The sequence below is a fragment of the Streptomyces sp. JLBT605 genome (assembly GCF_058215555.1).
In genome coordinates, this window is the sequence record NZ_CM177087.1 from 329,748 (window position 1) to 353,430 (window position 23,683).

General features: G+C 72.1%; 21 protein-coding genes. 8 read left to right on the forward strand and 13 right to left on the reverse strand.

Features of this window, described 5'->3' with window-relative positions:
• Positions 1–21 precede the first annotated feature (21 nt).
• The 7 genes from AC4BDD_RS01745 to AC4BDD_RS01775 all read right to left on the reverse strand — a co-directional run bounded on the left by AC4BDD_RS01745 (position 22) and on the right by AC4BDD_RS01775 (position 7,980).
• Entirely contained in the window at positions 22–1,404 is a 1,383-nt protein-coding gene (locus tag AC4BDD_RS01745; protein WP_490689166.1) for an aldehyde dehydrogenase family protein, read from the reverse strand.
• Entirely contained in the window at positions 1,401–2,405 is a 1,005-nt protein-coding gene (locus AC4BDD_RS01750; RefSeq protein ID WP_490689167.1) for a proline racemase family protein, read from the reverse strand. Before AC4BDD_RS01750 ends, AC4BDD_RS01745 begins: the two co-directional genes overlap by 4 nt.
• 24 nt (positions 2,406–2,429) lie before the next feature.
• On the reverse strand, positions 2,430–3,338 hold the full coding sequence (locus AC4BDD_RS01755) for a dihydrodipicolinate synthase family protein (protein ID WP_490692003.1): 909 nt from the start codon (positions 3,336–3,338) through the stop codon (positions 2,430–2,432).
• Between the two features lie 140 nt (positions 3,339–3,478).
• The gene (locus tag AC4BDD_RS01760) at positions 3,479–5,056 is read right to left on the reverse strand and encodes an FAD-dependent oxidoreductase (RefSeq protein WP_490689168.1); all 1,578 of its coding nucleotides are present in this window, start codon (positions 5,054–5,056) and stop codon (positions 3,479–3,481) included.
• Positions 5,037–5,351, reverse strand: coding sequence for a (2Fe-2S)-binding protein (locus AC4BDD_RS01765; RefSeq protein ID WP_490689169.1), 315 nt, complete (start codon positions 5,349–5,351; stop codon positions 5,037–5,039). The genes AC4BDD_RS01760 and AC4BDD_RS01765 overlap by 20 nt, the downstream gene beginning before the upstream one ends.
• Positions 5,352–5,409: 58 nt before the next feature.
• Positions 5,410–6,561, reverse strand: a complete 1,152-nt coding sequence (locus AC4BDD_RS01770) for an NAD(P)/FAD-dependent oxidoreductase (RefSeq protein WP_490689170.1) — start codon at positions 6,559–6,561, stop codon at positions 5,410–5,412.
• Positions 6,562–6,609: 48 nt separating this feature from the next.
• A complete protein-coding gene (locus AC4BDD_RS01775) occupies positions 6,610–7,980 on the reverse strand; it encodes an aminopeptidase P family protein (protein WP_490689171.1) in 1,371 nt (456 codons plus the stop codon).
• Between the two features lie 160 nt (positions 7,981–8,140).
• Between AC4BDD_RS01775 and AC4BDD_RS01780 the strand changes: the two genes are divergently transcribed.
• The 5 genes from AC4BDD_RS01780 to AC4BDD_RS01800 are packed head-to-tail and all read left to right on the forward strand — an operon-like array spanning position 8,141 to position 13,852.
• On the forward strand, positions 8,141–9,883 hold the full coding sequence (locus AC4BDD_RS01780) for an ABC transporter substrate-binding protein (RefSeq protein WP_490689172.1): 1,743 nt from the start codon (positions 8,141–8,143) through the stop codon (positions 9,881–9,883).
• Between the two features lie 15 nt (positions 9,884–9,898).
• Positions 9,899–10,843 (forward strand): ABC transporter permease, encoded by a 945-nt coding sequence (locus tag AC4BDD_RS01785; RefSeq protein ID WP_490689173.1) that lies wholly within the window; start codon positions 9,899–9,901, stop codon positions 10,841–10,843.
• A complete protein-coding gene (locus AC4BDD_RS01790; RefSeq protein WP_490689174.1) occupies positions 10,840–11,826 on the forward strand; it encodes an ABC transporter permease in 987 nt (328 codons plus the stop codon). The genes AC4BDD_RS01785 and AC4BDD_RS01790 overlap by 4 nt, the downstream gene beginning before the upstream one ends.
• On the forward strand, positions 11,826–12,875 hold the full coding sequence (locus AC4BDD_RS01795; protein WP_490689175.1) for an ABC transporter ATP-binding protein: 1,050 nt from the start codon (positions 11,826–11,828) through the stop codon (positions 12,873–12,875). The genes AC4BDD_RS01790 and AC4BDD_RS01795 overlap by 1 nt, the downstream gene beginning before the upstream one ends.
• Entirely contained in the window at positions 12,872–13,852 is a 981-nt protein-coding gene (locus AC4BDD_RS01800) for an ABC transporter ATP-binding protein (RefSeq protein ID WP_490689176.1), read from the forward strand. Before AC4BDD_RS01795 ends, AC4BDD_RS01800 begins: the two co-directional genes overlap by 4 nt.
• Positions 13,853–13,919: 67 nt before the next feature.
• Here AC4BDD_RS01800 and AC4BDD_RS01805 read toward each other — a convergent pair whose 3' ends face one another.
• Entirely contained in the window at positions 13,920–15,209 is a 1,290-nt protein-coding gene (locus AC4BDD_RS01805) for a M6 family metalloprotease domain-containing protein (RefSeq protein WP_490689177.1), read from the reverse strand.
• A 192-nt stretch (positions 15,210–15,401) separates the two neighbouring features.
• Complete coding sequence (locus AC4BDD_RS01810) at positions 15,402–16,463, reverse strand: type III polyketide synthase (protein ID WP_490689178.1); 1,062 nt, start codon at positions 16,461–16,463, stop codon at positions 15,402–15,404.
• Between the two features lie 154 nt (positions 16,464–16,617).
• On the opposite strand from AC4BDD_RS01810, the gene AC4BDD_RS01815 reads away from it, so the two are divergent.
• Entirely contained in the window at positions 16,618–16,860 is a 243-nt protein-coding gene (locus AC4BDD_RS01815) for a hypothetical protein (protein ID WP_490689179.1), read from the forward strand.
• 18 nt (positions 16,861–16,878) lie between these two features.
• On the opposite strand, the gene AC4BDD_RS01820 is transcribed toward AC4BDD_RS01815, so the two are convergent.
• Positions 16,879–17,871 (reverse strand): helix-turn-helix transcriptional regulator, encoded by a 993-nt coding sequence (locus AC4BDD_RS01820; RefSeq protein WP_490689180.1) that lies wholly within the window; start codon positions 17,869–17,871, stop codon positions 16,879–16,881.
• Positions 17,872–17,988: 117 nt separating this feature from the next.
• Here AC4BDD_RS01820 and ppk2 point away from each other — a divergent pair, with 117 nt between their 5' ends.
• Entirely contained in the window at positions 17,989–18,834 is an 846-nt protein-coding gene (gene ppk2, locus AC4BDD_RS01825; RefSeq protein ID WP_490689181.1) for a polyphosphate kinase 2, read from the forward strand.
• 153 nt (positions 18,835–18,987) lie between these two features.
• Here ppk2 and AC4BDD_RS01830 read toward each other — a convergent pair whose 3' ends face one another.
• Genes AC4BDD_RS01830 through AC4BDD_RS01840 form a run of 3 tightly spaced genes read right to left on the reverse strand, consistent with a single transcriptional unit; the run spans position 18,988 to position 20,573 of the window.
• Entirely contained in the window at positions 18,988–19,407 is a 420-nt protein-coding gene (locus tag AC4BDD_RS01830) for a DUF7144 family membrane protein (protein WP_490689182.1), read from the reverse strand.
• Between the two features lie 58 nt (positions 19,408–19,465).
• Positions 19,466–19,873: an SHOCT domain-containing protein gene (locus tag AC4BDD_RS01835; protein WP_490692004.1), complete on the reverse strand. Its 408-nt coding sequence runs from the start codon at positions 19,871–19,873 to the stop codon at positions 19,466–19,468.
• Positions 19,874–19,925: 52 nt separating this feature from the next.
• On the reverse strand, positions 19,926–20,573 hold the full coding sequence (locus AC4BDD_RS01840; RefSeq protein WP_490689183.1) for a GAP family protein: 648 nt from the start codon (positions 20,571–20,573) through the stop codon (positions 19,926–19,928).
• Between the two features lie 263 nt (positions 20,574–20,836).
• Here AC4BDD_RS01840 and AC4BDD_RS01845 point away from each other — a divergent pair, with 263 nt between their 5' ends.
• Positions 20,837–23,467 carry a winged helix-turn-helix domain-containing protein gene (locus tag AC4BDD_RS01845; RefSeq protein WP_490689184.1) on the forward strand — a complete coding sequence of 877 codons (2,631 nt, stop codon included), beginning with the start codon at positions 20,837–20,839 and terminating at the stop codon, positions 23,465–23,467.
• Positions 23,468–23,683 lie beyond the last annotated feature (216 nt).

The window sequence follows — 23,683 nt, forward strand, 5'->3', positions numbered from 1 at the left end:
GCGGATCACCAGCGTACAATGTCACGTTGTTTTCGCAGGTGCCAGGGTGTAAGTGCGGGACGAGGTGTAGAACTCCAGTGCGGCACGGCCCTGTTCGCGCGGGCCGTGGCTGGACGCCTTGGAGCCGCCGAACGGCAGATGGAAGTCGACCCCGGTGGAGGGGGCGTTGACGCGGATCATGCCGGTGTCGAGGGCGTCGAGTCCGCGCAGCGCCGTGTCGAGGTCGGTGGTGTGGACCGAGGTCACCAGCCCGTAGGGGACGCTGTTGGTGATCGTTACGGCCTGGGCCAGGTCGGCGGCGGGCAGCAGGGCCGCGATGGGCCCGAAGACCTCCTCGCCCAGCAGCCGGTGGCCCTCCGGCACCTTCTCGACCAGGGTCGGGGCGGCGTACCAGCCGGGGCCGTCCGGGTGGCCGCCGCCGGTGAGCGCGCACAGCCCGGCGCTCGCCAGAATCGCCTCCTCGCGGGCGTGCTCGCTGATGAGCGGCCCGCACACGGTGGCCGGGTCGGCCGGGTCGCCCACCGGGAGCGCCTTGAGCGCCTCGGTCAGCGCCTCGCGCAGCGGGTCCAGGGCCGCGCCGACGGCGATCACCCGGCTGGTGGCGGTGCACTTCTGCCCCGCGTATCCGGCGATCGCCGCGGCGAGGTGCGCGGCGGCCTGGCCGATGTCGGCGTCGGGCAGCACGATGGCTGCGTTGAGGCCGCCCATCTCGGCCTGGACCGGGACGCCCCGGGCGGTGGCGGTACGCACGACCGCGTTGCCCACGGCCGTGGAGCCGGTGAAGGAGACGACGTCGGCGGCGGAGATCACGGCGTTGCCCTCGGTGGCACCGCCGGGGACGACGGTGAACACCCCCTCGGGCAGGGCCCCCTGAACGATCTCGGCCAGACGCTGGGCACAGGCGGTGGCCTCGGGCGCGGGCTTGAGCACGACCGCGTTACCCACCGCAAGCGCCGGGGCCGCCTTCCAGCTGGGGATGGCGAAGGGGAAGTTCCAGGGGGTGACGAGCCCGGCGACCCCGTGCGGGCGGCGGCGGGTCAGCAGCAGCCCCGGTCCGCCGGCCGGTTCGTGGACGGCGCCGACGGGGTCGAGCGGGGCCTGCGCGTAGTAGCGCCAGATCGCGGCGGTGCGGGCCACCTCGGCCCGCGCCTCGGCGATCGGCTTGCCCACCTCGCGCACGGCGAGGGCGGCCAGTTCGTCCGCCGCGGCCTCGACGGCGGCGGCGATCGCGGTGAGCGCCGCCGACCGGGCGGCCGCACCGCCGGCCAGCCAGCCGGTCTGGGCGGCGCGGGCCCGCTCGACGGCGTCCGCCGCGGCGAAGGCCCCGGGCGCCGCGATGGCCACCAGGACGTCGGAGGGGTCGGCCGGATTGTGTGATTCGAGGGTGGAGACAGCGGCGGTCACAGGAGGAAGCCTCCGGGGAAGGGGTCGTCCGGGTCGAGGAAGTACTGGGCGGTGCCGGTGATCCAGGCACGGCCGGTGATGGTGGGGACGACGGCCGGCAGGCCGCCGACCTCCGTCCGGCCGATCAGCCGTCCGGTGAACGCGGTGCCGATGAAGGACTCGTTGACGAAGTCCTGGCCGAGCGGCAGCTGGCGGCGGGCGTGCAGCTGCGCCATCCGCGCGGAGGTTCCGGTGCCGCACGGGGAGCGGTCGAACCAGCCCGGATGGATGGCCATGGCATGCCGGGAGCGACGCCCGTCGGAGCCGGGGGCCGCGAGATAGACGTGCTTGAGTCCGGCGATCTCCGGCTGCTCGGGGTGGACGGGCCGGTCCGGCGAGGCGTTGACGGCGTCCATGATCGCCAGTCCGGCGGCGAGGATGTCGTCCTTGCGGGCCCGGTCGAACGGCAGCCCCAGCGCGTCCAGCTCGGCGAAGGCGTAGAAGTTGCCGCCGAAGGCCAGGTCGTAGGTGACCGTCCCGTACCCCGGCACCTGGACCTTGCGGTCCAGGGCGACGCAGAAGGCGGGCACGTTGGTGAAGGTGACCGCCTTCGCCGCCCCGTTCTCGACGTGGACGTCGACCGAGACCAGGCCGGCCGGGGTGTCCAGGCGGACGGTGGTGACCGGCTCGCTGACCGGCACCATCCCGGTCTCGACGAGCACGGTGGCCACCCCGATGGTGCCGTGGCCGCACATCGGCAGCAGGCCGGAGACCTCTATGTAGAGCACGCCGTAGTCGGCGTCGGGGCGGGTCGGGGGCTGGAGGATCGCGCCGCTCATGGAGGCGTGGCCGCGCGGCTCGTACATCAGCAGGGTGCGCAGGTGGTCCAGGTGCTCGATGAAGTGGAGCCTGCGCTCCGCCATGGTGGCGCCGGGGATGACCCCGACGCCACCGGTGATCACGCGCGTGGGCATGCCCTCGGTGTGCGAGTCGACAGCGTGGAAGACATGGCGAGTATGCACAAGGGATCCTTGGCGTCGATAAGGTCAGTGGTGGCCGTCGGCGACGGCCTTCTCGGTGGCCGCGCGCACCCCGGCCTCGACCTCTCCGGTGAGCGGGAAGCGCGGCGGGCGGGTGGGTCCGCCGTGGCGGCCGGCGATGTCCATGGAGAGCTTGATGGACTGCACGAACTCCGTCTTGGAGTCCCAGCGCAGCAGCGAGTGCAGCGAGCGGTAGAGCGGCAGCGCCGTCTCCAGATCCCCGGCGACCGCGGAGTGGTAGAGCTCGGCGCAGGTGGCGGGGAAGGCGTTGGGGTATCCGGCGATCCAGCCGACGGCTCCGGCGATGGCCAGCTCCAGCAGCACGTCGTCCGCGCCGATCAGCAGGTCCAGCTCCGGGGCGAGCTCCGCCAGCTCGTAGGCGCGGCGCACGTCTCCGCTGAACTCCTTGACCGCGACGATGTTTCCCTCGCCGTGGATCTGGGCGAGCAGGGCCGGAGTCAGGTCGACCTTGGTGTCGATGGGGTTGTTGTACGCCACGACCGGCACCCCGGCCCGGGCGACCTCGGCGTAGTGGGCGCGGACGGCTGCTGCGTCGGCGCGGAAGCCGTTCGGCGGCAGCAGCAGGACGGAGCCGCAGCCCGCCTCGGCGGCCTGCTCGGCCCAGCGGCGGGACTCCGCGCTGCCGTACGCGGCGACTCCGGGCATCACCCGCGCGCCGTCGCCGGCCGCCTCGACGGCGGTGCGGACCACCTGCGCGCGCTCGGCGTCGGTGAGGGTCTGGTACTCGCCGAGCGAGCCGTTGGGCACCACGCCGTCGCAGCCATTGGCGATGAGCCAGCGGACGTGCTCGGCGTAGGCGTCGTAGTCGACGGAGAGGTCCTCGCGCAGCGGGAGCGCGGTGGCGACCATGATGCCTCGCCAGGGGCGGGCGGTGTTCCAGGTGGTGGCGGTCATGCCGGTCAACCCTTCTATGGTGTGTGACATTTTATTGAGAGTTGCGCGCAACCCGCAAGAGTGCGCGCCCTGTCGGCGTGGCTTGTTGGGTGTGGCTTGGTGGGGTGTGGCTTTTCGGCGTGGCTTGTCGGCGTGGCTCGTCAGGCCTCGGACCGGCCGGCCGCGTCCGGGTCGCCGGCGTCAGTGGGCCGGGTGGGCTCGGCGCCCTCGGCGGATCCGGGCTCGTCGAGCGAGGCGAGCGCCCCGAGCGGAACGGGCACGGCGAACGGCCGGCGCTCGGCGGACGGCGGCACCGCCCCGCCCTCACCCGCCGCGAGGCAGGCCACCGCCGCGCCGCAGACGCGGCCCTGGCACCAGCCCATGCCCGCCCGGGTGAGGAGTTTGACGGTCCGTGCGTCGCGGGCCCCCAGGTCGCACACCGCCTCTCGGATGCGGCCCGCGGTCACCTCCTCGCAGCGGCACACATCGGTGTCCTCCTCCAGCCACCTCGGCCAGCCGGGGCCGGGCGCGTGGGCGACGGCCATGGCGTCGGCGAAGGCGCGCATCCGGTCGCGGCCGCGGACCAGCCGTCGCACGCGCCCGTCGGCGGCGAGCCCGGGCCGGCCGGTCAGCCGGGCGGCCACCGCCAGGCCCGCCAGTTCGCCCTCGGTGCGGGCGAGTCGGGCGCCGCCGATGCCGCCGGTCTCGCCCGCGGCCCAGATACCCGGCACCGAGGTCGCCTGGAGGTCGTCCAGGACGAGGGCGTGGGTGCCGTCGGCGGTCGGCCGGGTGGCGCAGCCGAGCCCGGTGACCAGCTCGATCTGCGGGGCCAGCCCATGGCCCACCGCCAGCGCGTCGCAGTCGACGCGGCGCTCGGTACCGGGCACGGGCCGCCACTCCCGGTCGATCCGGGAGACGGTGACCGCCTCCACCCGATCGGTGCCGTGCACCGCGGTCACCGCGCTGCGGGTGCGCAGCGGCACCCGGTGGCGCAGCAGGGCCGAGCCGTGCACCACGGCCTCGATCATCTTGTGCGGGTTGGCGGCCAGCGCGCGCGGGTGGCGGGCGTAGCGGAGGTAGCCGGACGCTTCGACCACGGCCGGGACACGCGCCCCGGCGGCGGTGAGCGAGGAGGCGACGGCGAGCAGCAGCGGCCCGCTGCCCGCGACGACGACCCGCCTGCCGGGCAGCACCAGCCCGGACTTGAGCATCGCCTGCGCGCCCCCGGCGCCCACCACGCCGGGCAGGGTCCAGCCGGGGAAGGGCAGCTGGCGCTCATAGGCGCCGGTCGCGAGGAGGATGGCGCGGGCCCGTACGCGCACCGGCCGCTCCTCGTCGCCGTCGGCGCCGGTGAGGGCGTGCACCGTCCAGGTCCCGGCGTCCGGGTCCTGCCCGCCGCCGCTGCTCTCGCCGCTCCCGCCGCTCGCCGCGCTCTGGTCACCTTCCGCGCTGTCCCGGGTGACGGTCCAGACGTGGTGGCCGAGGAGATGGGTGATGTCGCTGGTGGCCAGGCGTTGCCGCAGGTCCGCGAAGGCGGACCACTCATGGTGCAGGGCCTGCGGGCGTGCCGCGCCGAGGCTTCGGGCGGGGTGGCGGTAGAACTGGCCGCCGGGCTGCGCGGAGGAGTCCAGCAGGGCGACGGACAGGCCGAGTTCGCCGGCGGTGACGGCACCGGCGAGCCCGGCGGCGCCCGCGCCGATCACCGCCAGGTCGTAACACTCAGACGCCGAGGTCGGCATGGCCGTGTCCTTCCTGGGTGGTGATCGCGTCGCCGGGCTGGGCGGGGACCAGGCAGGCTCGCCTGTTGGGCCGGCCGTTGACCGTGGCGAGGCAGTCGAAGCACTGTCCGATGCCGCAGAAGGCGCCGCGCGGACGGCCGCCGGTCCGGGTGGTGCGCCAGGCGAGGATGCCCGCGCCCCACAGCGCGGCGGCGATGGACTGCCCCGGCAGGGCGGTGACCGTGCGGCCGTCGACGGTGATCTCGAACGGCGGGTCGGGTTCTGCCCCGACCAGCTCGGCGGGGGTGCGGGCCACGGCGGGCCTCCTCTCACGGGATTTGGGCTGAGGTCAGGTCGTGTGTGTGGGGGATTGCCTACGCCGCGGGCGCGGCCGGGAAGCGGCCCGGGGTGAAGGGGGCCGCGTCCATGGGCTGCTCCTCGCCCGTCAGCTGCCGGGCGATGAGCAGCCCGGTGGCCGGGGCGAGTCCGATCCCGGCGCCTTCATGGCCGCAGGCGTGCAGCAGTCCGGGCACCCGCGGGTCGGGCCCGATGGCGGGCAGGTGGTCGGGCAGGTACGGACGGAAGCCGGCGTAGGTCCGCATCGCCCGCACCCCGGCGAGGACCGGGAAGAGGGCGGTGGCCTGCGCCGCCAGGCGGCGCACCACCTCGGTCGAGAAAGTGCGGTCGAAACCCACCCGCTCGCGGCTGGCGCCGATGAGGACCGGGCCCGCGGGGGTGCCTTCGACCACCGCCGAGGTCTGCAGGGCGGCCGAACCGCTCGCCACGTCGGCGACGTAGTCCGCGGCGTACACCTTGTGCCGCACCACGCGCGGCAGCGGTTCGGTGACCAGGACGAAGCCGCGGCGGGGCAGGACGGGGAGCTCGACGCCGGCGAGCCGGGCCAGCTCGCCGCCCCAGGTGCCGGCCGCGTTCACCACGTACGGGGCGTGCAGGGTGCCGGTGGTGGTCCGCACGCCCAGCACCTGGCCGAAGTCGCCGGTCAGGATCCCGGTGACCTCCTCGCCGAGGCGGAGCCGGGCTCCTGAGGCACGCAGCAGATGGGCCGCGGCGAGGGCGGGCTGTATCTGGGCGTCCTGCGGGTAGTGGAAGCCGCCGGCCAGGCCGGGGGCCAGGTGCGGCTCCAGGTCGTGCAGCCGGTCGGCGGGGACCTCGTCCGCCGTGACCCCCGCCGTGCGCTGGCGCGCCGCGAAGGCTCGCAGGGCGTCCATGCCGGCCGCCTGGGAGGCGACGACCAGGCCGCCCTTGCTCTCGTACTCGATCTCCGGCGGGAGGAGGTCGGCCAGCTCCCGCCACAGCCCGGCGGAGAGCAGGGCGAGCTCCAGCTCGGGGCCCGGCTCCTTGTCGGAGACGAGCAGGTTTCCCTCGCCGGCGCCGGTGGTCCCGCCCGCGACGGGGCCGCGGTCGAGCACGGTGACGGTCAGGCCGGAGCGGGCGGCGTAGTAGGCGCAGGCCGCGCCGACCACGCCGGCTCCGACGACGATGACGTCCGGATTTCTCGTGGGCACAGCAGTAACATTTCACATTGCACTGCTGCTTGCCAAGAGCGACGCGAATCAGTCTTCCGCGAGCGCGCCCATCCACTCCTCGATCGCGTCCGGCGTGCGCGGCAGCGCGGAGGACATCAGCCGTGCCCCGTCCGCGGTGATGACCAGATCATCCTCGATCCGCACACCCATGCCGCGCAGCTCGACCGGGAGCGTCTCGTCGTCGGGCTGGAGGTAGAGCCCCGGCTCTACGGTGAGCACCTGCCCCTCCTCCAGCACGCCGTCCAGGTAGGCGTCGGCGCGCGCCTGGGCGCAGTCGTGGACGTCCAGGCCGAGCATGTGCCCGCTGCTGCAGAGCGTGTAGCGGCGGTAGAAGTCGCCTTCGGCGCTGCCCAGCACGCCCCACTCGGCCAGCCCTTCCGCGATCACCCGCATCCCGGCGCGGTGGAAGTCGCGGAAGCTGGCCCCCGGCTTCAGCGCGGCGATGCCCGCCTCCTGGGCGGCGAGGACGAGTTCGTAGACCTGGCGCTGGGCGGAGGTGAAGCGCCCGGACAGCGGGAGGGTGCGGGTGATGTCGGCGGTGTAGAGGGTGTCGGTCTCCACGCCCGCGTCGAGCAGCAGCATCTCCCGCGCGTCCAGCGGCCCGTCGTTGCGTATCCAGTGCAGCACGCAGGCGTGGGCGCCGGACGCGGCGATCGTCTCGTACCCCAGGCCGTTGCCCTCGGCGCGGGCCCGCAGGCCGAAGACGCCCTCGATCCAGCGCTCACCGCGCGGATGGGCGAGGGCGCGGGGCAGCGCGCGGACGACGTCCTCGAAGCCGGCCGTGGTGTGGTCCACGGCCAGCTGGAGCTGCTCGACCTCCCAGGCGTCCTTGACCAGCCGCAGCTCGCTGAGGACGGTGGCGAGTTCGGCGTCCAGCGAGGCGTCGCGTCCGGGCACCGGCTGCCGGAGGGTCTCCAGGTGGGCACAGCGGATGCCGGTCATCCGCTCGGCCTCGCCGAGATCCGGGCGCCGGCCGACCCAGAACTCGCCGTAGCGGCGGTCCCGGTAGAACTCCGCCCCGGTGCGCGGGGAGCGCGGCCGGACGTAGAGCACGGCCTCGTGCCGGTGCGGGCCGTCCGGCTCCAGGACCAGCACATGGCCGGCCTGGTCCTCGCCGGTCAGCCCGGTGAGCCAGGCGTAGGCGCTGTGCGGCCGGAAGCGGTAGTCGCAGTCGTTGGACCGGACCCGCAGCTCACCGGCGGGGATGATCAGCCGCTCCCCCGGGAAGCGCGCGGACAGCTTGGCCCGGCGGCCGGCCGCGAGGTCCGCGACGGACAGCCGGATGTCGGCGGGCAGCGGGGTGGCCGCCCAGTCGCCCGCCATGAAGGCCTCGAACTCGGGCGAAGGGGGCAGATCGTGGCTTTGCGTCCGGAATGCCGGGACGGCGGGGTCGCTCATTGAGGGCTCCTCCTGGGACACAGGTGGGTAACGGAGTCGCTGGCACCTTGTCAGTGCAATTTCACATTACTATGTTACGGGTCACATTTCAGCCCTCCCCCCAGGCCGCATCCGGGGGTGCCCCCCGGGCTGCCCGAGCGTTCACGGAGTGACCACGAAGATGAACAAGCGCACGTGTACCGCCCTCGCCACCACCGTGGTGGCCGCTCTCGCCCTCGGCGCGGCCGGCTGTTCCAGCGGCGGGGGGAAGCACAGAGACGGCGGCAAGAACCCGGCCACCACCAACCTCGGTGCGGTGATCGGGGGCACCCCGCAGAAGGGCGGCACCCTCACCGTCCTGTCCAACCAGGACTTCGAGCACCTGGACCCGGCCCGCAACTGGGTCGTGAACGCCATGGAGTTCGGCACCCGGACGCTGTACCGCACCCTGGTGACGTACAAGGCGGCCCCCGGGACCGGCGGCGGGGAGCTGGTCCCGGACCTGGCGACCGACCTCGGCACCTCCTCCAACGGCGCGAAGACCTGGACCTTCCACCTCAAGAAGGGGATCAAGTACGAGGACGGGACGCCGGTCACCGCGCAGGACATCAAGTACAACGTCGAGCGGTCGTTCTCCCCGGACCTGCCCGGCGGCGCCGACTACGCGGCCCGCTACCTCAAGGGTGTCAAGGGGTACAAGGGGCCGGCGGAGGGCGAGCACCTGGACTCCATCAAGACGCCTAACGACCACACCATCGTCTTCGAACTGCGCAAGCCCTTCGCCGAGTTCGCCAACGCCACGGTCATGCCCACCTTCGCGCCGGTGCCCAAGGACAAGGACACCGGGCCCCGTTACGACAACCGGCCGTTCTCCTCGGGCCCGTACAAGATCGACTCCTACCAGCGCAACAAGAAGCTCGTGCTGGTCCGCAACACCCACTGGGACCCGGGGACCGACGAGGTGCGCAAGGCCTACCCGGACAAGCTGGTCATGGTGATGGGGCTCAAGCAGAACCAGATCGACGACCGGCTGATCGCCAGCCAGGGCACGGACGCCTCCGCCGTCTCCTGGGGCGCGCTGCGCCCGGAGAGCGCGGCCAAGGTGCTGCCCAAGGCGGAGGTGCGCAAGCGGCTGCTCGCCGAGTCGACCAACTGCACCGACATGATCCAGATGCACACCGGCCGGGCCCCGTTCGACAACGTCAAGGTCCGTCAGGCCGTGCAGTACGCCCTGGACAAGGAGGTCGTGATGACCTCCTCCGGCGGCCCCGCCTTCAACGACCCGTCCACCGCCTACATGCCGGCCACCCTCTTCGACGGCAAGCAGCCCGACACCCTGAAGATCCCCGCCACCGGGGATGTGGACAAGGCCAAGCAGCTGCTGAAGGAGGCCGGCAAGGAGGGCGGCTTCTCCACCAAGATGACCGTCTCCAACGGCGACAAGGGGCGGGCCGAGGCGATCCAGCAGGCGCTCGGCAAGGCCGGTATCAAGGTCACCATCGAGACGGTCGACCCGTCGGCCTTCTACGCCACCATCGGCGACACCACCAACCGCACCGACCTGGTGTACACCGGCTGGTGCCCGGACTACCCGTCCGGCTCCACCTTCCTGCCCTTCGTCTTCGACGGCCGCTACATCAAGGAGAAGGGCAACTCCGGCAACCACTCGCTCTTCCGCGACGAGGCGACCATGAAGCGGATGGACGAGATCGCCGCCATGACCGACGCCAAGAAGGCGGCCACCGCCTGGCAGCAGCTGGACGGTGAGATCCTCGCCAAGGCCCCGGCCGTCCCGGTCCTGGTCCGCCGCTGGCCGCTGGTGGTGGGCACCAACATCGCGGGCGCGTACGGGCAGACCTCCTTCGGCGGCCAGATCGACTACGCCTCGGTCGGCCTCAAGGACCCCGCCAAGAGCGAGGGCTGAGGGAGCGCCCCCACCATGGCCACCACCTCCACAAGCGCCCCGGCCGCCAAGGCGGCCCCGGCGGGCAGCGGCCCCTGGCAGCTCGCCCGCCGGGAGCTGGGCCGCCGCGCCTCCGTCAAGATCTCCCTCGTCGTGATCGCACTCTTCGCGATCATGGCGGTGGCCGCCCCGCTGCTCAGCCGGCTGGGCGGCTGGTCCCCCGAGGAGTTCGACAAGACCGCCGTCGACCCCTATCTGGGCGGGCAGCCGATCGGCCCGCTGGGCGGAGTCTCCGCCGACCACTGGCTCGGCGTCGAACCCGTCACCGGCCGCGACCTGTTCGCCCGTGTCGTGCACGGCGCCCAGGTCTCGCTGCTCATCGCCTTCGCCGCCACCGCGATCGTGGTGGTCGTCGGCACGGCGGCCGGGATCGCGGCCGGGTACTTCGGCGGCCGCACCGACACGGTGCTCTCCCGTCTGATGGACCTCACCATGTCCTTCCCCTCCCTCATCTTCATGATCGCCATGATGTCGGTGGCCCGGGACGTCAACCGGATCGTGCTGATGATCGCCGTGATCGGGCTCTTCGGCTGGCCCGGCATCGCCCGCGTGGTGCGCGGCCAGGCCCTCTCGCTGAAGCACCGCGAGTACGTGGACGCCGCGCGCGTCGGCGGATCGAGCCCCTGGCGCATCCTCACCCGCGACATCCTCCCGGGCGTCGCCGGGCCCGTCATCGCGTACACCACCCTGATCATCCCCGGCATGATCGCCACCGAGGCGGCGCTGAGTTATCTGGGCGTCGGCGTCCGGCCGCCCACCCCCTCCTGGGGCCAGATGATCGCCGAGAGCGTCGCCTTCTACGACACCGACCCCATGTACTTCGTCATCCCCAGCACCTGCCTCTTCCTCACCGTGCTCGCGTTCACGCTGCTCGGCGACGCGCTGCGGGACGTGCTGGACCCGAGGGGAAGCCGCACATGATCCTCTACATCGGGCGACGGCTGCTCGGTGTGATCGGCGTCCTGATCGCCATCGCCGCCGTCACCTTCACCATCTTCTACGTCCTGCCGTCCGATCCGGCGGCCGCGGCCTGCGGCAAGTCGTGCAGCACCGAGCGGCTGGCGGCGATCCGCGAGCACATGGGGCTGGACGAGCCGCTGTGGCGGCAGTTCATGGACTTCGTCACCGGCATCTTCACCGGCCGCACCATGGGCTCGGGCCAGTACGAGCTGCACTGCGACTTCCCGTGCCTGGGCTACTCCTACGAGAACAGCGAGTCGGTCTGGGACCTGCTGATGGACCGTCTCCCGGTCTCCGCCTCGCTCGCCTTCGGCGCCGCGGTGATCTGGCTGGCCCTCGGACTCACCGCGGGCGTCGTCGCGGCCCTGCGCAAGGACACGCTCACCGACAAGGTACTGATGGTCGGCGCGGTCGCCGCCGCGTCGCTGCCGGTCTACTTCACCTCGATGATGCTGATCTACGGGCTGATCCGCACCGCCGGCCTGCTGCCCTACCCCAGCTACGTGCCGCTCGCCGACAACCCCGTGGACTGGGCGTCCAACCTGCTGCTGCCCTGGCTGGCGCTGGCCATCCTGTACGCGGCCATGTACGCCCGGCAGAGCCGCAGTTCGATGATCGAGACGATGGCGGAGCCGTACATCCGAACCGCCCGGGCCAAGGGCCTGCCGCGCCGCACCGTCGTCGTCAAACACGGCCTGCGGGCGGGCATGACGCCCATCCTGACCATCTTCGGCATGGATCTGGGCGGACTGCTGGCCGGCGCGGTGATCACCGAGTCGATCTTCGGGCTCCCCGGCATCGGACGGCTCTTCTACGGCGCGCTGTCCAGCGGCGACCAGCCGGTCATCCTCGGCGTCACGCTGCTGGCCGCCACCTTCATCGTCGTCGCCAACCTGGCGGTCGACCTGCTCTACGCCGTCGTCGACCCGCGAGTGAGGTACTGATGGCCGACCCTGTGATGGCCGACTCGGTGACGGCCGACCCCGCGGTGGAGAAGTCCGCGCCCCTGCTGTCCGTACGCGACCTGACCGTCACGTTCCCGACGAAGGACGGCCCGGTCCGGGCCGTCGACTCCCTCGGTTTCGACGTCCACCAGGGGCGGACGCTCGGCATCGTCGGCGAGTCCGGATCCGGCAAGTCCGTCACCTCGATGGCGGTGATGGGCCTGCACACCCAGGCCCGGATCTCCGGCTCGGTCACCCTCGACGGGCAGGAGCTGGTCGGCCTCTCCGAGCGCGAGCTGAACCGGCTGCGCGGCCGGAAGATGGCCATGATCTTCCAGGACCCGCTCTCCAGCCTGCACCCGTACTACACGGTGGGCGAGCAGATCGCCGAACACCACCGGGTCCACTTCCGCTCCCGCCGCAAGGCCGCCCACGAGCGGGCCGTCGAGGCGCTCGCCGAGGTCGGCATCCCCGAGCCGCGCCGCCGGGCGGGCGAGTACCCGCACCAGTTCTCCGGCGGCATGCGGCAGCGCGTGATGATCGCCATGGCGCTGGCCTGCGAGCCGGAGCTGCTCATCGCCGACGAGCCGACCACGGCGCTGGACGTCACCGTCCAGGCCCAGATCCTGGAGCTGATCGCCCGGCTCCAGCAGGACCGGGGGCTCGCCGTCGTCATGATCACGCACGATCTGGGGGTGGTGGCCCGGGTCGCCCACGACGTCCTGGTGATGTACGGCGGCCGGGCCGCGGAACAGGCGCCGGTGGACTCGCTGTTCGCGACCCCGTCCCACCCCTACACCCGCGGCCTGCTCGACTCCCTCCCCCGCCTGGACGACCGGGACGACGAGCCGCTGCGGGCCATCCCCGGCACCCCGCCGTCCCTGCTGGTCCCTGCCCCCGGCTGCGCGTTCGCGCCCCGCTGTCCGAGGCTGGCGACCGCCTCGGACGACGAGCGGTCCCGCTGCGGACACGAGCGTCCCTTGTTCGGCGGCCCCATCGGTCACCCGGTCGCCTGCCATCTCCCCTTGCACGAAGGCGTCGCCTCATGACTCCCCTCACCGAACCCCTGCTCTCCCTGCGGAACGTGACCATGGCCTTCCCGGGCAAGCGGGCACGCTCGGCCCCCGTCCGCGCCGTCGACGGCATCAGCTTCCAGGTGGCGGCGGGTGAGACCCTGGGCCTGGTCGGCGAGTCCGGATGCGGCAAGTCCACCACCGGCCGCATGATCGTCCGGCTCCTGGAACCCACCGCCGGCTCCATCGCCTTCGACGGACACGACATCAGCCATCTGTCGCAGCGCGCGCTCAAGCCGCTCCGCAAGGACCTGCAGATGGTCTTCCAGGACCCGCACTCCTCCCTCAACCCGCGCCAGACCGTGGCCAGGATCATCGCCGACCCCCTGCTGGTGCGCGGGAGTTCGCAGACGGACGCGCGCAAGCGGGCCACCGAGCTGATGGAGCTGGTCGGGCTCATCCCCGAGCACATCGACCGCTACCCGCACGAGTTCTCCGGCGGACAGGCACAGCGCATCGGCATCGCCCGCGCCCTGGCCACCAGCCCCCGCCTGATCGTCGCCGACGAGCCGGTCTCGGCCCTGGACGTCTCGGTACAGGCCCAGATCGTCAACCTGATGGAACGGCTCCAGCGTGAGCTGGGGCTCGCCTATCTCTTCATCGCGCACGACCTGTCGGTGGTCAAGCGGGTGTGCGACCGGGTGGCCGTGATGTACCTGGGGCGGATCGTCGAGATCGGCGACAAGGAGCAGGTGTACACCGACCCCGCCCATCCCTACACCCGTGCGCTGCTCTCCGCCGTGCCGTTGCCCGATCCGGTCGCCGAGCGGACCCGGGAGCGGATCACGCTCCTCGGCGACCCGCCCAGCCCGGCCGCTCCCCCGCCCGGCTGCACCTTCCATCCGCGCTGCCCCAAGGCGCAGCAGATCTGCCGCACCGAGGCGCCGCTGCTCCGCATCGCCGGCGCCGGTGAGGCGCGACAGGTCGCCTGCCACTTCCCCGAGGCGGCCTGAGCGCGGTTGTGCCCTGGATCCACAGGGGGACCCAGGGCACAACCGTTTCCGCGTTTCCGGCAGGCCGTCAGGACTTGGTGATGCGGACGGTGTCGCCGGATCCGTCGGCGTCCAGCACCTTGATCTTCACCCCCGCGGCGGGGTCGGTGAACGTCTCACCTGCCCGGTAGGGGGCGTCGTCCAGCGGACGGCAGCCGCTCGCCGGGGTGGCGTCGGGGTGGGCGTCCATCACCCGGATCGGGCCGTAGCCGGTCTCGACGGAGGAGTCGACCTTGTAGACCAGGGCCCCGGTGGCGCACAGGCCGCTGTCGCCCTGGACCTTCCGCCGGGACTCGACGACATAGGCGGTGGTCGCTCCGGTGCGGATCACGGCCATCTTGGTGCCGCTGCCGTACTCCACCGCGGTGAGGCGGACGGTGTCCCTGCCGGCCGACGCCCGGCAGACCACCTGGTCGTCGGCGGTCCAGCCGAGCTTCCACGACTGCCAGGCGAAGTACTGCGGCCCGGCCCCGCCGATCAGGCCCATCACGTCCCAGCCGCCGACGAAGCGGTGGCCGTCGCTGCCCGGCTCGAAGGCGTAGAGGTCGGGCAGGCCGAAGGTGTGCGCGGTCTCGTGGGCGACCAGCTTGGGCCCCCAGTGCCACATGTCCTGACCGAAGGTCACCGCCCACTTCAGCCGGTGGCCGTCGGCGACCACGCCCTCGGTGCCCGGGTCGTAGATGTAGGTGGGGGTGAAGGGGATGGCCGACGCGTTCCTCGTCGGCACGACGTAGACCATGTCGTACTGGGAGAAGTCCACGTCCGGGTCGGCGGCGGCCACCGCGTCCTTGATGTACGCCTCGTGCGTCTCGTGGCTCAGCCCGCGTGCGAAGCCGTAGTCGGTGGAGTTGTGCGGCATCCGAACCCACTGCTGGTGCTGGGTGATGGACAGCCGCGTCTTGCCGTACGAGGCGTGCCGCAGCCAGTCGGCGCCGGGGGTGATCTGCGCCGCGTCCTGGGCGGGGGTCTCGGTGGCGGGGGCGTCGGGGAAGTCCACGAAGATCATCCCGACCTTCTTGGTCCCGGTGGATCGCTGGAAGACCGAGCGGTCCACGTCATGGCCCTCGTCCGTCCAGCCGGTCTTGCCGGGCAGGGCGCAGGCGGACGGGCTGCCGGCGGACGAAGGCGCGGCCGACGGAACGGGGGCGGGCGCGGCCTCGGCGGCGGGGACGCACAGCAGCGCCCCGAAGAGGGCCGTCGCCACCCCGGCCGACCAGGCCCGTCGCCCGGAATGGGCCGTTCCCGGGGCGGTGCCCGCCGTTGTGGGCGGGGTGCTCTCCTGGTGGTGTTCGACTCTCGTACTCCGGAAATGGGGCATTCTAGGACTCCAGAAATGTGGCATGTGACATTTCACATGAGACTAGAGTCTCCCCGCCCCTGTCCGGAACCCGTCGGACGTGACCGAATCTCGCGGTCTGATTCCATGGCCACCCGGAAGCCGTCGCGCGCCCTCGGCGCGGATGCTCACCCGCCTCCGGCGGGCGCGCGGCGGTGGTGGTGACCGGGCGGGTCAGGCGCCGCGCACCAGGGCGGCGTAGATGGTCAGCCCGGGGCCGAAGGCCATGGCGACGCCGTACTTGCCCACCTCCAGCGGCGCGGCGTTCTGCAGGGCTTCCATCACCATGAGCACGCCCGCCGAGGCGCAGTTGCCGTAGTCGTTGAGCACCTGCCGGGAGACGGCGACGTCGACCGGGGTGAGGTGCAGGCCGTTCACGGCGGTGTCGATGATGGCGGGCCCTCCCGGGTGCACCGCCCACCAGGACACATCGGAGACGTCCAGCCCGTGCTGGGCCAGCATCTCGCGCACCATGGCGGGTAGATGGTCGGCCAGCACGGTGGGCACCTTCGGGGAGAGGGTCATCCGGAACCCCTGGTCGGTGACCATCCACGTCATGTAGTCCTCGTGCTCGGCGTCGGTGCGGGCGGTGACGTCGAGGACGTCCAGCCCCCAGCCGACGTGGTGCCGGCCGGGCTGGACGACGGTCGCCACGGCCGCGTCGGCGAACAGCGAGCTCACCACGACCTGCTGGTTGTCGTACGGCGGCGGTTGGAGGTGCAGGGACGAGAGTTCGACGTTGAGCATCAGCGCGGGCCGCCCGTTGCACCGCACGAAGTGCGAGCATGTCTCCAGGGCGGGGAGCGCGGCGAAGCAGCCCATGTGCCCCACCGCCAGGCGCTTGGTGTCCGGACCCATGCCGAAGTCCCGGGCGATGCCGGTGTCGATGCCCGGCGTCGCGTAGCCGGTTGACGACACCAGGCACAGCAGCCCGATGTCGGAGGCGTCCAGGGAGGTGCGGCCGAGAGCGGTGGCGATGGCGTCCTTGCTCAGCGGCAGGGCCTCGACGAGATGGCGGCGCATCCGCACGCCGGTGGACCAGTTCCGCACGTCTTCCGCGATCGGGTCGACCGCCAGGTAGCGACGTTCGATGCCGGAGTGGGCGATGACCTTCTCCAGAAAGGGCTTCTTGGGGTGGTCGTCCGGCAGGAAGCCAGGGATCTCCGCCTGGGACTGGGATATCGATGGAAGAGCCACGCCGAAGCCGGTGATGCAAGCAATCGATATATCGTCCATAGCGGCAATTATCAGGTCACGCACGCGTATGCGGCAATCGGGCGGAATCGGATGGGTCTTGGCCTGTGATTACCGGGCTCCGTGTACCCCAGGGCGGTACCGCGGCCCGAGGCGCCCTAGCCACGGCTGAGCGGCACACCGCACCATCGTGGATGTGGGGGACACCGGCGACCGCCCCGATGCGGCGGCATGCGATGAATGCGGCCATGCCGACCTGACCGTCCGTGACCTCGGGCTCCGCATCCGTTACGCGCTGTGCGACCCGTGCTTCGACGATCTGCGGGCCACCCGCGACCTGGCCGGGCCCCTGCCACTCTCCCGCGTCCTGAACGCTCTGGGCGATCTGGGCGATCTGGCCGCCCCGCCGGGCGGTTGGTCCGCGCCCGAGCCTGGGTGAGGGGCCGCCGCCGACCGGTCAGGGCGGGGGTTCCAGGCCCCAGGCGGCGGCGCGGCCGGCGGCCGCCGCGCGGTTGGGGACGCCGAGCTTGGCCAGGATGTGCTCGATGTGGGTCGCGACGGTGCGGACGCTGACGAAGAGTCGGCCGGCGATCTCGCGGTTGGTGCGCCCATGGGTGAGTTCGGCCAGCACATCGAGTTCGCGCGGGGAGAGCCCGGCGGGGCGGGCGACCGGGCGGCAGACGACGACGGCCGAGCCGTCCTGACGGGTCATCCGGAGTTCGAGCAGATCCTTGCCGCAGGGGACGACGACCGTGGCGGGCAGCACCCGCCGCGCCAGGACGTGCCGCACCAGACGGGCCGGCGGCGAGTCCGGATCGGCGAACTCGGGCGGCACCGGCCCGCTGACCGGCACCGGGGCACCGTCCTCGGCGTCCGGGATCGCGACCACACACGCCTGGCCCGCGGTCCGGCCGGCCCCGGGCGGCACGGGCTGCCGCACCGGGTCCGCGACCGCCGCCATGCACTCGGTGAGCAGGGCCATCACGGCCCGGGCCGGATCGTCCGCGCCGCGCGGTCGGGTCACGCTCACGTTGAGCACGCCGACGTACCGGCCGTCCGGGGCGAACAGGCACTGCGTGACGCCGTCCTCGATGCCCCGGGGCTCCAGCACCTCGCGGAAGCCCGGCGAGGTCAGCCGTAGCCGCGCGGGCACGTCCCGCAGCCACCAAGTGCCGTCCCCACTCCCCCGCATCAGCGCGAAGACCGGATCGTCGTGCAGCCGCCGCTCGATGTAGCCCGTGACCTCGCCGGGGTAGCAGCCGGCCAGCGTGCGGTGGCGGCGGAGCAGCGGATCCCACTGGGAGAGCGAGGCATGGGCGTAGTCGATCACTTCCCGGAGCGCGGCCAGGACGCCGTCGGGGCCGGTGGCCCCCTGGACGGCGTGGAGCGCGGCCCGGCGCACCTGGAGGGCTCCGTCCAGGACGTCCGCCGTGCTCCGCCTGCTCGTCATCCGCCCAGCATGATCATCTGGGCCGGCGGGGTCAATTCCCGCCGTTTTCACCGGCGCCAGGCGGGGCACTCGAAGGCTTCGCGTGCGCCCGGCGGAGAGCAGCGGGAGGCGAGCAGGATGCCGAAAAGGAAAGGCTCGGGCGGCGGCGCTCCTCGCCGGCTGCCCCGGTCGGTGTACGACGACGAGCTGTTCCGCCTCCAGATCGAGCTGGTCAAGCTCCAGGAGTGGGTGCGGGCCGAGGGCGAACGGCTGGTGGTGGTCTTCGAGGGGCGTGACGCCGCGGGGAAGGGCGGCACGATCAAGCGGGTCACCGCGCGCCTGAACCCGCGCGTCGCCCGCGTCGTCGCCCTGCCGGTGCCCACCGAGCGCGAGCGCACCCAGTGGTACTTCCAGCGGTACGTCGAGCAGCTTCCGGCCGCGGGAGAGATCGTGCTGTTCGACCGCAGCTGGTACAACCGGGCCGGCGTCGAGCGCGTCATGGGCTTCTGCACCTCCGAGGAGCACCAGCGCTTCCTGCGTCAGTGCCCCGTCGTGGAGCGGATGCTCGTGGAGGACGGGATCCACTTGCGCAAGTACTGGTTCTCGGTGAGCGACGCCGAACAGGAGCGGCGCTTCCGCAAACGGCTGGACGATCCGACGCGGCGCTGGAAGCTCTCCGCGATGGATCTGGAGTCCTTCACCCGTTGGGAGGCGTACTCGCGAGCGAAGGACGAGATGTTCGCGCGCACCGACATCCCCCAGGCGCCCTGGTACGTGGTGGAAAGCGACGACAAGCGCTCGGCGCGGATCAACATGATCGCCCATCTGCTGTCGACCGTGCCCTACGGCGATCTCGAGCCACCGCGGCCGCGGCTGCCGCCCCGGCCCGCCTCCACCGGATATCAGCGGCCGCCCAGAGACCTGCAGACGTACGTGCCCGACCACGCGGCCACGCTGCTTCAGCCCTCCGAGCAGGAGGGCTGAGCGCACACCTGAGCGATCAGGGCAGCCAAAGCGGGCCCTGCCGCTGATGGCGGTTCCGCTACCTCCCGGGCGGCGGCACGCCGCGCCGCCCGGTGGCGGATGTCCTGACCGTCGGGGACTGACGTCGCGTCGGCGGTCGGGTTCAGGCGGGGCTCACACGTCGTCCCGCCGGACCACGCACAACGCCCAGATGATGAAGGCGTACAGGGCTATCAGTATGATCGACCAGAGCGGGTAGTACGGCAGGGAGAGGAAGCTGGAGATCAGCAGCAGCCCGGCCAGGGCCACTCCCACGATGCGGGCCCACAGCGTGGCCTTGAAAAGGCTCATGCCCACGAGCACGGCCAGCACGCCGAGGATCAGATGGACCCAGCCCCAGCCGGTCAGATCGAACTCGAAGACGTATTTGGGCGTAGTGACGAAAACGTCGTCCTCGGCGATCGCCATGATGCCCCGGAAGATGTCCAGGGTTCCTGCGATGACGAGCATGACGGCGGCGAACACCACAAGTCCGCCGGCCGCCGGATGGCTTTCGGATTCGCGACGCGCGGCGCGTCCCGTCGTTGAAGCCATGGCACTACCTCGTTTCGTGGAGTCCTGAGCGGATTCCCAGCCGTTTGGGGAGGCGGGCTCAGCTCAGAAGCTTCTGCTTCGCCTGCTCGTATTCGACCTCGGTGATATCGCCTCTGGCTCTGAGCTCGGAGAGTTTGCCCAGCTCGTCCGCGCTCCCCTGGCCGCCGGCGGTCTCCCGGATGTAGGCGTTGAGCTCCTCCCGCTGGTGTCTGGCGAACTCGGCCTCGCGCCTGCCCATGCCCTGGCCGCGCGCGATCAGATACACGAAGACACCGAGGAAGGGCAGGAAGATGACGAATATCAGCCACCCCGCCTTTCCGCCCCCGCTCATTTCGTGGTCGCGGAAGATGTCGGAGATGATCCGGAACAGCAACATCAGCCACAGGACCCATAGGAAGATCCACATAATGGTCCAGAAGGCGCCCAGCACCGGGTAGTCGTAGGCGATGTAGACAGAGTCCATGATTCTCCTCCCGTCCTTTCGCCTTTCAGGATCCGCTCGTCATGGCGCCGGCGCCTCACCCGGCGAGGATGAGAATGATGAAGATCGCGCACGCGATGATGTTGACCAGCCAGCTGTTGCCGTTGATCCAGTCCCTCATCCGGGGCATGGCTGTCTCCGCCCGTTTGCGGAACAGGGTCCGCAACAGCAGCGGCAGCGCCGCGATCAGGACGGTGAGTGCGATGAAGGGCAGCGCCTCGGCGAAGTTCGCGCCGCTCTGTTCGAGGTTCACGCCGACGGTCAGCATGATGGCGATGTCGGACGGCATCAGGAGGATGACGAGCAGGCCGACCTTGAATCCCCGGGACGGGGGTGCCGTCATCAGCGTTCCCAGCCACTTCGGCGGCTCGATCGTCTCTCGGCCCCGCCAGTTCTTCACGATCACGGCTGCCAGCAGGCCCACCAGCACGTACTGGATGATCTGACCGGCCGACCCGTTGTCGGAGGAACTGCCCAGATCGGCCGCGCCGCCCAGCAGTGCGGCGAGCCCCCGGGTGATGGCCACACCGACCGTGGTCGCCACGGCCACACCTGCCAGGAACGCCAGGGACACCCGGACCGCTCTCGGCACCGTCACGAAGATGATCGCCGACATGATCTGGGGCCCGACCATCATGGTGAAGGCCAGGGGAAGGATCTGGAGACCGTCCATCGCGTTCGTCACCCGCCGCTCCCGCGCGTGCTCGGCGCGGGAGCTCCCTCTCGCTCGGTGTTTCCAGCCTGGTGCGTTTCCAGCCTCTGCCCGGCTCGGCCGGGTGCCCTCACCCGGAGCGGGTGAAATCGGGCACCGCGGGTGGCTGACGCCAGGTGCCGGCGACCGGAGTCACCGGCCCGTCCACGGCGGTGACGGCGGCTACCCCCGTTGTACGGAATCCGCAAGCGCGGGCAGGAGTTGAGGGGTGGCATGCCCGGCCTTACGTTGGCGGTATGGGTGAGCGACGAGGCCCGCCCTCCGCAGGGGATCCCGTCCCGCCGGAGAAGGTCGCGGTGCCCGAGCTGCCGACCTGCCTGGTCGCGAGGGAGCGGCTCCACTCCTCACTCGATGTGGGCGCCGGCCACCCGGTGACACTGGTGTGTGCGCCCGCGGGCTACGGCAAGACCACACTGCTCACCTCGTGGGCCCGGGGGGCCGACCCCCCGGTGGCGTGGGTTCGCCTTGGGCGGGAGGACAACCAGCCATCGCGCCTGTGGGTGGCGGCGCTGACCGCGCTGCGGGGAACCGGGGCGGTTCCGGACGCGGCGCTGTCCTCCCTGGCCCGGCTGGACCCCGGGCTCCGGCGGACACCGCACGCCGACCGGGCCGGAGGGGAGCCGGCACCGCGCGTTCCGGTCACGCTCGTGCTCGACAACGTGGAGGAGCTGCACGGCAGGGCTGTCCTGAGCAGCGTCGAACACCTGCTGCGCTACCAACCCGCCTGGCTGCGGTTGGTCCTGACCTCCCGCTCCGATCCGGCGCTGCCGCTGTACCGGATGCGGCTGGCAGGCCATCTGCACGAGGTGCGGTCGGACGCGCTGCGGTTCACCGCCAAGGAGACCTCGGCGCTGCTAAGCTGTCACGGGGTGGCTCTCGCCCGGCGGGATCTGGCGACGCTCATGGACCGGACCGAGGGGTGGCCGGCGGGGCTTCGGCTGGCGGCCCTGTCGCTGGAGTCGGCGCCGGATCCCAGCCGGTCAGTGGCCGAATTCCGCGGCGACGACCAGGATGTGGCGGACTACCTGGCCGGCGAGGTCCTCTCCCGCCGCACGCTCGCCGAGCGCGAGTTCATGCTGGCCACCAGCGTCTGCGACAGCGTGTGCGCCGGCCTCGCCGACGCCCTGACCGGGGGCGACGATGCCGCCTCGACGCTCCATGCGCTCCATCGCGCCAACGCGCTGACCGTGCGGCTCGGCCCCTGCTCCCCCTGGTACCGCTACCACCCCCTCCTGCGGGACTGCCTCCGCGCCGAGCTGCTCCGCCGTCACCCCGGTGACGTCCAGGCGCTGCACCGGATGGCGATCGACTGGTTCGACGCCCACCAGTTGCCGGAGGAAGCCGTCCGGCAAGCGCTCGCCGCCCCCGATCTGCCCCGCGCAGCGGCACTGCTGGTCCGGCACGGCCCCCATCTGGTGACGTCCGGCCAGGGCCGGGTGCTGCGCCGGCTCCTGCACCGGTTGCCCGCTCAGGTCCTGGAGACCGATCCGGCGCTGCTGTCGCTCGCGGCCCTCGCGGGGCTCGACGCGGGCGACGTCGCAGGCGGCAGTCGCTGTCTGGACCTCAGCGCCCAGGCGGAGCCCCGGCCCCGCGACGCCCACCTGCGGGTCATGCGTGCCGTCGCGCGGAGCGAGCGAGCGCGCATGACCGGCCGACTGTCCGAGGCGCTGGACTCCGCCGAGCGGATCCCCGCGCGGGACCTGGACGGCGCGGACCTGTCGGCTCTCGCCCTGGCCGACCGGGGCGTGGTCCACGTCGAGCTGGGTCAGCTCGCCCGGGCGGAGTCGGAGCTGCGGAGCGCCCTGGGCATCGCCAGGGAGCGCGGCCTCGACCGGCTGACCCTGCAGTGCATGAGCTGGCTCACCGCGGCGGCCGGCGCGGGGTGCCACTTCACCGAGGCGGTTCGGCTCGGCGAGGCGGCCGCCCGGTTCGCCGCGCGACACGGCTGGGAGGACGCTCTGCTCTGCGCTCCCGCCTACGAGGCCGTCGCCTGGGCCAGACTCCAGCGGTTGGAGTGCGACGCCGCGCTCCGCTACTGCCGATTGGCGGGCCAGGCGGTGCGCGGGCAGGCGGATCCGTCGCTGCGTTTTGGTGCCGACCTGCTCGATGCGGTGACGACGTACGAACGCGGCGAACGCCTGGGCGGCCTGCGGCGGCTGCGTCAGGCGTGGGAGGAGCGGGGAGACGGCCAGATCATGCCCAGCGTGGTGGCGTTCGCCTCGCAGGCGGAGGTGGAGATGGCGCTGGAGACGGGCCGGCCCTGGTGGGCGGCCGAAGCACTCGACCGTGTCCGCGGGCACCTGGACGGAAACGCGGAGACCGCTGTGCTGGGGGCCGCCGTCTCGGCGGCGAGGGGACACGCTGACGCGGCGCGCGAGGCATTGCGGCCCGCCCTGGACGGACAGGCGATCCCCGTCGTGACCAGCACCCTGGTCAAGGGATGGCTGCTTGAGGCACGGCTGTGCGCCGCACGCCAGGAGCACGCCGGTGCCGTACACGCGCTCCACGAGGCGCTCGCCCAGGCCCAGCCCGAGCGGGCCCTGCGGCCCTTCCGCACCGCCGGAGCGGAGCTGCGGAAGCTGCTCACCCACACCCTGCCGAACCTCGGCCCGCTGGAGCCTTTCGCGACCGATGTGCTGTCCCACCTGCCCGACGGCCACCAAGCCGCTCCCGTCGAAGCCCTCACGCCCAGGGAGGCGGCCATCCTTCAGCACCTGCCGTCGCTGAAGACCACGGAGGAGATCGCGGCGGACCTCTTCATCTCCGTGAACACCCTCAAGACACATCTGCGGAGCATCTACCGCAAGCTGCAGGCGGGCAGCCGGCGCGAAGCCGTCGCCGCCGCCCGGGAGAGCGGTCTGCTGTGAGCCCCGGCCCGGGCCCGGGCCGCTGAGCAGTGCTCCGATCGGGGGGCATGCCCCGCGCGCCGTCGGCCGGTGGCGTCCGCCATCACCCATGGTGGTACCGGCTGGGCCGGTCGGCTTTGCCGCCGTCACCAGCGGCGTGGGCCCGCCCCGCCCGGGGCCCGGCTGCTGCCCCGGCCCGAGAGCCGGTTCCCTGATCCTGGAGGACCGATGACCAGC